Here is an 11,872-nt window from a genome sequence, read left to right as displayed (position 1 = left end):
GGCAGGCTGCCACGCGGATTTCAATTACCGATCTGTCGCTCGTAGGCTTCCAGAATGGCCGTGTTGTAAGGGGCGATTGGGAACGACTTGCCGTACTGGGTCAGGTCTTCTGGCGAAATGTCAGTGAACAGTTTCTGCCAGGTGGCTGGATCCAGTTCAGCCTGGACGTATTTCGCGTCGATGCCTGGGTACCAGTTGAAGCGTTTCACGATTCCATTGGCCTGTACTTGCGGACTTTCCGCCAGGTTCACGAACTTCTCGGCCAAGTCCTTGTTGGCGCTCTTTTTCGGGATGACGTAATACATGGTCTGTCCGGGCATGCCTGGGGCCGGGAGGACCAGCTTCATATTGGGTGGCAACTGGCCGTTAGCCTTCCAGGAATAGAACATGTCCACCCAGACTGGGCCGATAGAGATTTCGCCGCGGCTGAGCATGTCCAGCGTGCCAGCGTTGCCGGGAGTCATTGTGGCGTATTTGGAAAAAGCCTTCAGTTTCTCGAAGGGCTCTTGCCATTTTGCTTCTTCGCTTTTTTCAAAGGGGCCCTGCATCAGCTTGGCGCCATCGTTCGCAAAGGAGTAAATCCATCCCATGACGAAGCTGACGCCTGATGCGCCACCTTTGATGCCGTTGTATCCGAATTGCTTGGGGTTTTTTCTGCCCACTGGGCCAGTTCCTGGTAACTGCGAGGCGGGTTGGGTACCAGCGTCGGGTTATAGGCCAGAGCAGTCTGACTGTTGAACATGGGCATGACGTAGCCGTCCACGTTCGCCCCTAGCGCCAGCTTGACGTTGTCCCGAGTGGCCAGCTTGCCGTTTTCGATCTGGTCGCGATATTTTTCCAGATACCCTTTGCTAACCATGGGGCTGGCAAATTTTTCATGAACCACGGCCACATCGGCATCCCAGGCTTTGACGTTGGCGCCTGCCTGAGCATCAAAGCGTTCCAGGATTTTTTGCGATCCGGCATCTCCTGGCCCCGTGCCGACGGCCCGAACCTTGGTGCCCGGATTCTGTGATTCAAACAGAGGCCCTAGATAGTTGTTGATGTAATCGACCATATTCTGGTCGCCGGCCGTCAGGACGGTAAGTTCTTTTGCCTGGGTGGCCGTGGTGCTGGCGCCAAATACCAGTAGTGAAACAAGCGCTGAGAGATACAGTCTCCTTTTCATCAGGATTCTCCTTATGGTTGGTCATGTGACCTGGGTAGGATGGATACGCTGTGTGGACTGGATGATGTCTTTGCATTCGCTGTGTCGGAGGCCTCCGTTGTGGGTTGGAACTGGAACGGGTGCATCAGCTTTGGTTAAAGATATACAGATGGTTTTCGGGAATGCGTAGCAATACCGGTGTATCGGTCTGGAATTTTTGATCAGCGTCGACAATGACGGTGTGGTCGCCTAGCGATACCATATGGCGCCAGACGCCACCCGGGTAGCTGGCCTGTACAACGGACCCCTGCAGGATCAGCGCCCCACTGGCGCCTAAGTCGACGCTGGGCGTGTCGGCCAGTAGTTGGACGGATTCATTGCGAAACCGCACGATGGCGTGGCCGTCCGCCAGTGCCTGGCCGTCATGCCGGATGATGGCGGCCGCGTGATGCGGGCCGGCTGCGATGTGAACCTGTTGGCCTGTGAGGGTGATCTCGACGTCCACCTTGTTTTCGGCGCCCATGAAGGCGGCTACGAAATTTGAGCAGGGGTGGTTATAGACGGACTGAGGGGTGCCCAGCTGTGCAATTTTTCCGTTTTCCAGGATCACGATACGATCTGCCATGACCATGGCTTCTTCGCGATCATGGGTGACATGGATGGCAGTGATGCCCAGCCGGTGTTGCAGGGCGCTGATCTCGTGGCGCAACGTCAGGCGGATGCGTGCATCCAGGTTGGACAGCGGTTCGTCTAGCAACAGGATGTCGGGGTCAACGGCCAGGGCCCTGCCCAGTGCAACGCGTTGGCGTTGCCCCCCGGACAGCGCGGCGGGCTTACGCTGGCCTAGGCCGTCGAGCCCCATCATGGATTCAATCTGGCTGACCTTGCCACGAATGGCTTGGCGGGAATGTCCCCGAAGCTTGAGGCCATAGCCGATGTTCTGTGCAATGGTCATATGGGGCCATAGCGCGTAGGACTGAAATACCAGGGCCATGCCCCGTCGGTCCGGCGGCTGTTGCGTGATGTCTTTGCCACCCACCAGGACCTTGCCTCGGCTGGGGGCGTTGAAGCCGGCAATCGTGCGCAGCAGGGTGGTTTTCCCGCAACCTGATGAGCCCAGCAGAGCAACGAATTCTCCCTTGCCGACCGCGAGATCAATACCGCGGAGGACTTCGTGCTCTCCGTAGTGGACATGGGCGTCTTGGATCTCGAGGTATGTCTCCACTCTGGGCTCCTGATGAGGATGACGGTTGTACTCCGCGTGGGCGCACGGCCCTAGGAGTGGCGGCCATGCGGGTTGAGTGCGCTGGCGTTGATGCCTGTGCAGGCGCTAACGACATCAGCAATGGCAGGGCTGGCCGCTAGCACTGCTCCACCTTGCCTCAGATCGGGAGATTCGAGATAGGGGCAGACCTGACCGCCAGCTTCTTTGACTAACAGCAGGCCGGCTAGGCAGTCCCAGGCGTTCATGTGGGCCTCTGCATAGGCGTCGCTGCGGCCATCAGCCACATAAGCCAGCCCTAGCGCTCCTGAGCCCGCGCGGCGCACGTTGAAACCCCGATCCAGCAAGGCAGTGAGCGCGTCGAGATACGTTTGACGGGGCATGCGGGTGGACCATCCCAGCTCGATGGAGCATCCGGCGATGTCTCGTGCAGAGGAGACGTGGATGGGCTTGTCGTTGAGTGTGGCGCCCCGTCCCGCTTGTGCAAAATAGAGCTCTTGGGTGGGGGGGCAGTAGATCGCCCCCAGCTCAACCACCCCCCCCATACGTAGGCGATGGCAATGCAGAAATGCGGAATGTTGCGAGCGAAATTGGCGGTGCCGTCAATAGGGTCTACAACCCAGACATCCCCCGTATCCCGGCCGCCGGTTTCCTCGCCGAAAAAACTGTCTGTGGGAAAGGCTGCCTGCAGCTTGCTGCGGATGAATGCCTCGCACAGGCCATCGGTTTCTGTGAGGTAATCCTGAGGGCCTTTGCGTGCGAGTTCGTGTGCATTGCCGAACGCCTGCATGGCCTGCCTGCCTGCATCAAGAATCAGGTTGCGGCAGAACTGCGCTTTATAGGTCAGAGTGTCCAACTTCGCCTCCTGGAGTCGGCGATACATGAGTGGGAACGACATCTTGTATTTAGGTTCGCACAGCTGTGCAAACCGATCAATGGGGAATCTCCCTAGCAGGGTGGGTGTTCAGTACTCTAGTTCCAGTCGATACGCCAACGCGATGAACAGACTCTGCGCCAGACAGAGCGTGCTGGTGAGTGCGCGAAAGCCGAAAGTCTCGGCCTCCTGAACCGTCAGCGTTGCGCTGGCACGGCTGGCCAGTGGATTGAATCGGCTGTCGGTGATGGCGATCAGTGTTGCGCCGCCTTGCAGTGCTTGATCCACGACTTCCTGAGTTTCCGTGGCGTACGGCATGAAGGACACGGCCAACATCACATCACCCGGCTGCAGTGAGCGCAACTGGTTGGCTTGCTGACTGCCTAGGCCGTTGATGAGTTGGATGCGCTTGCTGGTGTGCTGCAAGGCATAATTCAGGTACGTGACCACGGAAAACGAGCGGCGAACCCCCACCAGCCAAATTGTGTCGGCTTCGAAGAGCAGATCGACGGCGCGTGTCAGGCTGGGTTCGTCCAGCATGTCACGCAGGCGCTCCATGCCGATGATGCTGCCTTCCAGGAAGGTTCGGGCGATGTCGCCGCTCCCCATGGGAGCATCGTGGTCGATGACTCCGCGGATACGTGTCTGGTAGTTGTGCCAGGGGGCCATGTGCAGGGCCATGGCATCGCGAAACAGCCGCTGCATTTCCGAAAACCCGGAGAAACCAAAGCGCTTGGCGAATCGGACGACGGCCGACGGCTGTACCTCGCAGGCCTGCGCCACATCTTGGATGCCCAGCAGCCCCAGCGACTCCCGATTGGTTTCGATGTGGCGGGCGATCCGTTTGAGTTGCCGGCTAAGCTGCTCGTATTGGCCCGAGATGTCGCTGAGCAGTTGTTCCGGGCTGGCGGGCGGTGTGGTGGGTGGTGTGTGCATCAGATATCGACAGGATTGCCGCTGTGTAGCGATTGGGTGATGGCCAAGCCGATTCGGGTCGCCTCGCTGGCGTCTGCCAGCGTTAATGCGGGAGGGTGATCGCCACGGCATGCACCGACGAAGTGCTGCATTTCTTGCAGAAAGGCGTCAGAGAATCTTTCATAGAAGTCGGTCGTGGATTGATAGCGCACGCCCTGGGCATCGCTGGTTACGACACGGTCACGCGCCGCGCCATGACCAATCAAGAGCTTGCCTTCGGTAGCGATGATTTCGGTCTGTGTTTCGTGGCCATGAGCGAAAGTCCGCGATGCATAGAACACCGCACGGGACCCGTCCTGAAACTCGACAATCGCCAAGCCGTTGTCGACATCCTGATATTGGCGCAATCCGGCGTGGCTGGCAATGGTTCCTGACGCAAAGGCGCGCGTGGCTTTTGGGTTGCCCAGAAACCATCGGGCCAGATCGATGTCGTGTACGCTGCAGTCCATGAAAATGCCACCAGACTGGCCGGCATAATTGACGAAAAACCCAGAGGGGTCGTTGCGATCACAGGTCTGGGAGCGTACCAGAAAGGGGCGGCCCAGCGCCCCTGAGGCCAGTTGCTGCTGTGCGTGTTGGTAGCTGGTGTCAAAGCGCCGCACGAAGCCCACCATGGCGATCTGCTTCGGGTGTTGTTGGCCGACAGCCTGCACGCGCTCGCAGGCCTCGATGTCCAGCGCCAGCGGCTTTTCGACGAAAACGTGCTTGCCTGCATTCAGGACGGCAATGACCTGATCGGCATGCAGCGCCGTGGGCGTCGCCAGGACAATGGCATCCAGATGCGGGTCGTGCAGGAGGGCTTCGAAATCCGTATCGAATCGGGGGATGCCCAGTGTTTCGTTGGCAAACGCCCGATCCTGCTCGTCTGCACTACAGGCGCGACGTAATTCAGCGCCTGGCACATGACGAGCCAGATTGAGGGCGTGCCTGCGTCCCAGCCGGCCCAGACCCGCAATGCCGATGCGCAGTGGATGTCTTGATTCAGTCATGATGCATGGGCTCGGGTCGGAGATCAGTCGAAGGTGACAGGCTGGCCGCTGGCCAGGGATTGTGCCGCTGCATCGGCCAGGCGTTGTGCAGCGACTCCGTCGGCGATCGTGGTGCGAAAGGGGCCGCCGGCCTGCAGCTGTTGAAAGAAGTGTTCGATTTCCAGCCGATAGGCGTCGCGGTAACGCTCCAGGAAGAAATGCTCGGGTTTGTCGATGCGCACGCTGTGTGCGTCCATTTGCCTGACGGCGGTAGGGCGCAGATTGTCGCAAGCGAGCAGGCCGGCAGACCCAAGGATCTCGAAGCGCTGGTCGTAGCCGTAGGCGGCTCTCCGGGAGGCGTTGATCTGGCACAGTCGGCCTGACCGTGTGCGGATGGAGACGATGGCGCTGTCGATGTCGCCCGCTTGAGCGATGGCCGGATCGATCAGGCTGGAGCCGGTCGCGCTCAGCCAGGCGGCTTCGTCAGTCTCGCCCGCCAGAATCCAGCGGAAGATGTCGAAGTCGTGGATCAGCATGTCGCGAAAAATCCCCCCCGAACTGCGGATATAGTCCACGGGCGGCGGGGCGCAATCGCGGCTGGTGATGACCAGCATTTCGGGGGTGCCGATTTCGCCTTCGGACAGGCGTCGTTTGGCGTCACTGAAGGTCGGATCGAATCGCCGTTGGAAACCGATCATGCAGGCCACGCCCGCCAGGGCGACGGCGGCGGCGCATTCCTGCGCCCGATCGGCGGACAGGTCCACAGGCTTTTCACAGAAGATATGTTTGCCCGCCGCCGCCGCCTGGCGAATCAGATCACTGTGCGTGGTGGTGGGTGTGCCGATGACGACGGCGTCGATGCCGGGATCCTGGAAGATCGCTGCCGGATCGGCCTTTGCCTGGGCGCCGTGCAATGTCGCCAATCGCTGCGCGGCGTCGGCCATCGGGTCGCTGACATATTTCAGGTGGATGCCGGGTAAGCGGGCCAGATTGGCGGCGTGGATGCTGCCGATGCGGCCTGCGCCGAATAATGCGACGTTTTTCATTCTGTTTTCCTTGGGGGCATCGCGGTAAGCGTCAGGCTTTCAGCAGCCATTCGTGTTGTGGGTCGTTTCGGAAAACCCACAGACGCTGTGGGCCTGCCATGACGTTCAGGTAGTACAGGTCATAGCCGTGCGGGGCAACGACCGGGTGATAGCCGCGCGGCACCATCACCGTGTCGTGATCCTCGACAGCCATGGCCTCGTCCAGGTTGCGGTCGTCGGTATAGACGCGCTGGAAGGCGAACCCTTGTGGAGGGTTGACGCGGTGGTAGTAGGTTTCTTCCAGCTGGGTTTCCTGTCCGTCGACCTGGTGGTCGTGCTTGTGCGGCGGATAGCTGGACGAGTGGCCGGCGGGGGTGATGACCTCGACGACCAGCAGGTGTGCTGCAGTCGGGTCGGTATGCGGCAGGATGTCGCAGATGTGGCGTAGATTGCTGCCCTGGCCACGAGTGGAGCGTTTCATGGTGGCCGGATCGATGACCCGCACGGTACGTGGCTGGTCGTCAGCGGGGGCGCTGCAAAGCGCGATCTCTGCTGCTTGCGTGGCCCGGATGACGACCTGATGCCCGTTGGGGATGTACACCGCGGCGGGCGCTTGGTCGTCAAAGACGCTGCTGCGAGCCCCCAGCGCCGAATAGGTGCGGCCATCGACTGTGACATCGGCTTGGCCGGTGAGCACCACCACGCAGAGCTCGCGCGTGTCGGTGGTCAGCATTTCGCTTTCGCCGGCTGCCAGGCGGATGGCTCGAAAGCCGGTGTAAGTCCAGCCCGCCCGTTCCGGTGTGACATCGACGATAGTGCGGCCGCTAGCCGCCTTGATGAGTAGTGGTGAGCGAGCCATGTCATGCGTCCTGTTCAGCGTTGATCTGGTCTACGATGGCGCGCAGCGTGTCGTAGCCCTTCTTGGCGTAAATGTAGCTGGGGGCGGTCGCGGGGTCTTGTTCCGCCTCGACAACCAGCCATCCCTCGTAGCCGCCGGTGTGCAGCGTGCGCAAGATGGACTCGAAGTCGATAGCGCCATCACCTGGCACAGTAAAGGTGCCGTTGAGCACACCGTCCAGGAATGACCAGCCGTCGTTGCGCGCCTGCCGAATGATGTCGGCACGGACATCTTTGCAATGGACGTGAACGACTCGACCAATGTGTCTGCGCAGCAGCGTGACCGGATCGCCGGCTCCTCCGAATCGCGCGTGCCCTGTGTCGAACAGCAGGCCGACGTGGCGGGGGTCTGTCAAAGCCATCAGTTGGTCGACCTCGTCGGGGGACTCGACGTAGGCGCCCATGTGATGATGGTAGGCCAGTGTGATGCCGTAGGTGGATTGCAGATGGGAGCCGAAAGCATTCAGGCGGTGCGCATAGTCCTGCCACTGGGTAACGCTGGTAAAGCGCGGGCGTTGCGACAGAGGAGTATTCCGGCTGCCCTGGATGGATCCAGCAACCTCGCCATAGACCACGACCTTGCAGGCGTTGTAGCGCAGTTTTTCCATATGCGCCTGGCAACGGGCGATCTCTTCGTCCAGGCTGCCCTCGGCCAGATGGCCCGAATACCAGCCGGAAATGCAGGCCAGGCCGAATTGCGCCAGTTTGGTTCGTAGCGCTTCGGGGTCTTGGGGGAATTTATTGCCCAGTTCAAATCCGGCGTAACCGATCTGCGCACCTTCCGACAAAGCGGTGTCCAACGGGGTTTCGCCGCCTAGCGAGGGCAGGTCGTCGTTCATCCACGATAGGGGGTTGATGCCGATACGAATGTTCCAGGGTTTCATGGCGGTGGCCTTATGGGGTCGATCGTGGGAATTCAATAGTGCTGTTTTTGCTTGTCCTGCAGATAACGCTCATGGGCTGCCGCGACTTCAGGGCGATCGGAGACTTCGGGGATGGCGACCTCCCACCAGCAACCGCCGTCATCAGTGGTTTTCTCGGGAGTGGTGTCGATGACGATCACCTGAGTGGTCGTTGCCGCGCGTGCAGCAACCATGGCGCGTTTGAGCGCCCCCGCATCATCCACGCGGCAGGCCTGAGCCCCCAAGCTGGCCGCGTGGGCAGCCAGGTCAATGACGGCAGGGGTGCCGTCGTCCATGACGCAGTCTTCCAGCAGATTGTTGAAGCGAGGCCCCCCGCTGGCGCGTTGCAAGCGGTGGATGCAGCCGTAGCCTTGATTGTCCAGGACGACAATGATCAGCTTGCGGCCTAGTTGGATCGAGGAGGCAATCTCGGAATTGAGCATCAGGTAGGCGCCGTCGCCGACCATGACGATGACTTCGCGCTCGGGATGGGCGATCTTGACGCCCAGCCCCCCCGCGATCTCGTAGCCCATGGTGGAGTAGCCGTATTCCATGTGGTAGCCGCCCGGAGTACGGGTTCGCCAGAGTTTATGCAGTTCGGCAGGCAGGGTGCCGGCGGCGCATACCACGATGTCGCGTTCCGCCGAATCGGCGGCGCTGGCCTGGACGGCGCCGATGACGTCTGCGTCATAGGGGCGCGTGTCAGTCTGGGGCGCGCTGGCCGTCAGGCTGTCGACGCGGGCATTCCACTGGCGTGCTGCATCTCGGGCGCGTTGCGTCCAGCTGGCGTCGGCTTGCCAGCCCGCCAGGGGTGAGGCCAGGGCCTGCAGCGTGTGACGGGCATCGGCGACTACAGTAGAGGCTCGCCGTTTGGCCGCGTCCAGGGACTGTACGTTCAGGCTGAGCAAGGGAACATGGCCAAACAAGCTGTTGGACCCTGTTGTAAAGTCCTGCAGCCGTGTGCCGACGGCGATGATCAAGTCGGCATCGGCTGCCAGACCATTAGCGGCGGGCGATCCCGTTACGCCGATGGCGCCCAGGTTCATCGGATCGTCCCAGGTCAGGCTGCCTTTGCCTGCCTGGGTCTCGGCGACCGGGATGCCATGGGCGTGCGCCAGATCGGCGAGGGCGGTCCAGGCCTGGCTATAGAGAACCCCGCCCCCCGCGATGATCAGGGGGCGTTGCGCCTGTCGCAGCCGTTCGATGGCGTGTTGCAGCGCCTCGGGGTCGGGCGCGGGACGCCGCAGGCGCAGAAGCTCCGGATGCAGGAAAGCCTCGGGACAGTCGAATGCTTCGGATTGCACGTCTTGCGGCAATGCCAGGCAGACGGGCCCGCATGCGGCCGGGTCGGTCATGATGTGGATGGCGTGCGGCAACGCGCTCAGAATCTGTTCGGGCCGCTGGATGCGGTCAAAATACCGGGTGACCGGCCTCAGGCAGTCGTTGACAGATACATCGCCCTGACCGAAGGACTCCAATTGCTGCAGCACTGGGTCGGGGCGTCTGCTGGCGAATACATCGCCTGGCAGCAGCAGCATGGGTAGCCGATTGACGTGGGCCAACGCAGCGCTGGTCACCAGGTTCGTGGCGCCGGGGCCGATGGAAGTCGTGACCGCCATAATCTGTTGGCGAAAGCTGGCCTTGGCGTAGGCTGCTGCTGCGTTGGCCATGCCCTGTTCATTGTGTGCTCGCCAGGTGGGTAATTCATGCCGGCTTGCCCACAAGGCGTCACCCAGGCCGGAGACATTGCCATGCCCGAAGATGGCGAAAACGCCTCGCACGTAGGGTACGACTTGACCGTCGTCCAACTCGATCCTCAGCGCGGCCAGATAGCGGACGAGCGCCTGGGACAGGGTCAATTTTTGGGTGCGCATGGGATCTCCTGGAATCAGTTGCGGCGCAGGTCATTCAGCGGTTGCCGTCGCGTGACGCTGGCGCCAAGCATCGGTCAGCGTGGCGAAATTGTTTGCGACATGGTGGACCAGCGTATCGTCGTCGATCTTGCCGGATAGCCATTGTGCCGCCGGTGCGGCCCATAATGTGCGGCCTACCATGAAGCCCTTGACGATGGGATTGCCGGCCTGGCTGAAGCTTGCCGCCAGGTCTTCCAGCGGCTGGTTCAACCCGAGGATGACTGCGCCCCGGCAGTAGGGGTCGCGCTGGGCGATCAGGTCCGCCAGGGATTGCCAGGCGGTTGGCGCCATGGGGGCGAGCTTCCACCATTCGGGCTTGAAGCCCAGGTTGTAGTAGCGTTTGATCGTGCGCAGAATGGCGGCATCACGGGCCTCTGTCGTATCGGGACCGGCTAGCAGAGAAGGCGGAGTGATCAGTTCCAACAGCAACTCATGGCCGCTGATCCGCGTGGCTTCCCAGAGCTCGCGCAACCGGGATTCTTGAGCCAGCCGCAGGTCGGACGGGTCGTCCGGGTGCGTATAGATCAGGCATTTGACGGTTTGCTCGAGTGGCCAGCGTACCAGTTGCGATCCCAAGGATGCTGTGCCGTCAAACATCAGGGGGCGTGATAGTGGGTGTTCGACCGGGCGGCCAACCCACCAGCCGCGGCCTGTAGCCTGGGCTAATGCATCTCGGCCGTATCGTTCATCGATCAATACGCCCATGCGGCCGTGCAGTTGGTGGCTGGCTTCGACTTGTGCAGCAGCGCGGACCAGCAGCTGTTTCAGAAACGGCAGGCGAGCAGGGTCGGCGCCCGTCTGTCGGGCCAGGTCGAAAAATTGCGCTCTGTGATCGAAAGCGAGGACACAGAGTTCGTCCCATCGTGGGCGTTGGACGCTGACGCGATGCAGATGGGCGAGTTCCGCGTCGGTGTCTGGATGTGCTTGTTTTTTGCCCGAGAACCAGTGGCTTAGTTCGGCTTGCGTCGGCATGGCAGGCGCGCAGGCATGGCGGGAGACCACAATCGCTCCGCACGCATTGGCAATTCGCGCCGCGTGTGGGAAATCCTGGTGGCGCAGCAGGCCGGATAGCAGGCCTGCTGCGAATGCGTCTCCTGCCCCGAGCACGTTCAGCACTTCCACGGCCTCACCTGGCATCGTGATGGCATCTTCCAGGCGTGTCGGGACCTCTCCGCAGATGTAGCAGCAGCCTTGGGGGCCAAGCTTGACGACCATCCCGGCCTGCGTGACGGTACGGACAGCCCGTAGCGATGCCAGCAGATCACCCGCCACGCCGCCAGCGATACAGAACTCTTCTTCGGTCCCGATCAGCAGGTCAAAACGCGGCAGCATGGTCTGTAGGCGCGAGGTAACACCGGCATCGGCCACAAAACGGGTCTCGCCGTCGCCTCGTTGTGTCAGTCCCCACAGGACGGGGCGGTAGTCGATGTCCAGAATGCGTAGCGTGCCGTGCGCCTGGGCGTAGTCCAGGGCCGTGGTCGATGCCGCTCTCACGGCAGGGGTGCTGAGATGGGTGCCGGTGATGAGCAGCGCCCGGCACTGAGCGATGAACTGTTCATCGATCTCCGTGGGGTCGATGGCCATGTCGGCGCAGTTCTCGCGGTAGAAAATCAGCGGGAAGGTATTGCCGTCTTTCAGGCCCAACAGGACCAGCGCCGTGAGCCGCTGGGGGTCGATTTGCACTTGCGAAGTGTCACAGCCTTCCCGGCGGAGCGTTTCGAGAAGGAAACGGCCCATTTGCTCGTCCCCCACTCTGGAGATCATGGCGGTGCGCAGCCCTAGTCGGGCGGCGCCAAAGGCGATGTTGGCGGAGCTGCCGCCCAGGTATTTGGCGAAACTGCTGACGTCTTCCAGACGCGCCCCGAATTGCTGCGCGTAGAGGTCTACCGCGAGGCGGCCCAGGCAAGCCAGATCATAGGGGCGGTCTTCAGGAATTTTCATCATGGTCA

Annotated in this window: 10 protein-coding genes and 1 pseudogene; all 11 read right to left on the bottom strand. The window is 61.4% G+C overall.

Annotated elements, in window-relative coordinates; genetic code table 11:
- Positions 1 to 20 precede the first annotated feature (20 nt).
- Positions 21 to 662 carry an extracellular solute-binding protein gene (locus VDP79_RS11640; RefSeq protein WP_323018363.1) on the bottom strand — a complete coding sequence of 214 codons (642 nt, stop codon included), beginning with the start codon at positions 660 to 662 and terminating at the stop codon, positions 21 to 23.
- Positions 548 to 1,168, bottom strand: coding sequence for a hypothetical protein (locus VDP79_RS11635; protein ID WP_323018362.1), 621 nt, complete (start codon positions 1,166 to 1,168; stop codon positions 548 to 550). The genes VDP79_RS11640 and VDP79_RS11635 overlap by 115 nt, the downstream gene beginning before the upstream one ends.
- Before the next feature lie 124 nt (positions 1,169 to 1,292).
- Positions 1,293 to 2,372 (bottom strand): ABC transporter ATP-binding protein, encoded by a 1,080-nt coding sequence (locus tag VDP79_RS11630; protein ID WP_323018361.1) that lies wholly within the window; start codon positions 2,370 to 2,372, stop codon positions 1,293 to 1,295.
- A gap of 50 nt (positions 2,373 to 2,422) precedes the next feature.
- Positions 2,423 to 3,159: pseudogene (locus VDP79_RS11625) on the bottom strand (inositol monophosphatase family protein).
- 174 nt (positions 3,160 to 3,333) lie between these two features.
- Positions 3,334 to 4,179 (bottom strand): MurR/RpiR family transcriptional regulator, encoded by an 846-nt coding sequence (locus VDP79_RS11620; protein WP_323018360.1) that lies wholly within the window; start codon positions 4,177 to 4,179, stop codon positions 3,334 to 3,336.
- Positions 4,179 to 5,207 (bottom strand): Gfo/Idh/MocA family oxidoreductase, encoded by a 1,029-nt coding sequence (locus VDP79_RS11615; protein ID WP_323018359.1) that lies wholly within the window; start codon positions 5,205 to 5,207, stop codon positions 4,179 to 4,181. The genes VDP79_RS11620 and VDP79_RS11615 overlap by 1 nt, the downstream gene beginning before the upstream one ends.
- 23 nt (positions 5,208 to 5,230) lie before the next feature.
- The gene (gene iolG, locus VDP79_RS11610; protein WP_323018358.1) at positions 5,231 to 6,232 is read right to left on the bottom strand and encodes an inositol 2-dehydrogenase; all 1,002 of its coding nucleotides are present in this window, start codon (positions 6,230 to 6,232) and stop codon (positions 5,231 to 5,233) included.
- 31 nt (positions 6,233 to 6,263) lie between these two features.
- Positions 6,264 to 7,070 carry a 5-deoxy-glucuronate isomerase gene (iolB, locus tag VDP79_RS11605; protein WP_323018357.1) on the bottom strand — a complete coding sequence of 269 codons (807 nt, stop codon included), beginning with the start codon at positions 7,068 to 7,070 and terminating at the stop codon, positions 6,264 to 6,266.
- A gap of 1 nt (position 7,071) precedes the next feature.
- Entirely contained in the window at positions 7,072 to 7,992 is a 921-nt protein-coding gene (iolE, locus tag VDP79_RS11600; protein ID WP_323018356.1) for a myo-inosose-2 dehydratase, read from the bottom strand.
- A 32-nt stretch (positions 7,993 to 8,024) separates the two neighbouring features.
- Entirely contained in the window at positions 8,025 to 9,884 is a 1,860-nt protein-coding gene (gene iolD / locus VDP79_RS11595) for a 3D-(3,5/4)-trihydroxycyclohexane-1,2-dione acylhydrolase (decyclizing) (protein ID WP_323018355.1), read from the bottom strand.
- Positions 9,885 to 9,914: 30 nt separating this feature from the next.
- Complete coding sequence (locus VDP79_RS11590) at positions 9,915 to 11,864, bottom strand: bifunctional 5-dehydro-2-deoxygluconokinase/5-dehydro-2-deoxyphosphogluconate aldolase (RefSeq protein WP_416233128.1); 1,950 nt, start codon at positions 11,862 to 11,864, stop codon at positions 9,915 to 9,917.
- Positions 11,865 to 11,872: the final 8 nt, after the last annotated feature.

Source organism: Castellaniella sp. (genome assembly GCF_034675905.1).
Classification (GTDB): domain Bacteria; phylum Pseudomonadota; class Gammaproteobacteria; order Burkholderiales; family Burkholderiaceae_B; genus Castellaniella.
This window is presented reverse-complemented; position numbering and strand designations above follow the sequence as displayed.

What these genes read in the sequence shown, in the direction of transcription:
- VDP79_RS11635 (WP_323018362.1), bottom strand. Translation starts at nt 1,168, where the DNA reads ATGAAAAGGAGACTGTATCTCTCAGCGCTTGTTTCACTACTGGTATTT.
- VDP79_RS11620 (WP_323018360.1), bottom strand. Translation starts at nt 4,179, where the DNA reads ATGCACACACCACCCACCACACCGCCCGCCAGCCCGGAACAACTGCTC.
- VDP79_RS11615 (WP_323018359.1), bottom strand. Translation starts at nt 5,207, where the DNA reads ATGACTGAATCAAGACATCCACTGCGCATCGGCATTGCGGGTCTGGGC.
- iolG (WP_323018358.1), bottom strand. Translation starts at nt 6,232, where the DNA reads ATGAAAAACGTCGCATTATTCGGCGCAGGCCGCATCGGCAGCATCCAC.
- iolB (WP_323018357.1), bottom strand. Translation starts at nt 7,070, where the DNA reads ATGGCTCGCTCACCACTACTCATCAAGGCGGCTAGCGGCCGCACTATC.
- iolE (WP_323018356.1), bottom strand. Translation starts at nt 7,992, where the DNA reads ATGAAACCCTGGAACATTCGTATCGGCATCAACCCCCTATCGTGGATG.
- iolD (WP_323018355.1), bottom strand. Translation starts at nt 9,884, where the DNA reads ATGCGCACCCAAAAATTGACCCTGTCCCAGGCGCTCGTCCGCTATCTG.
- VDP79_RS11590 (WP_416233128.1), bottom strand. Translation starts at nt 11,864, where the DNA reads ATGAAAATTCCTGAAGACCGCCCCTATGATCTGGCTTGCCTGGGCCGC.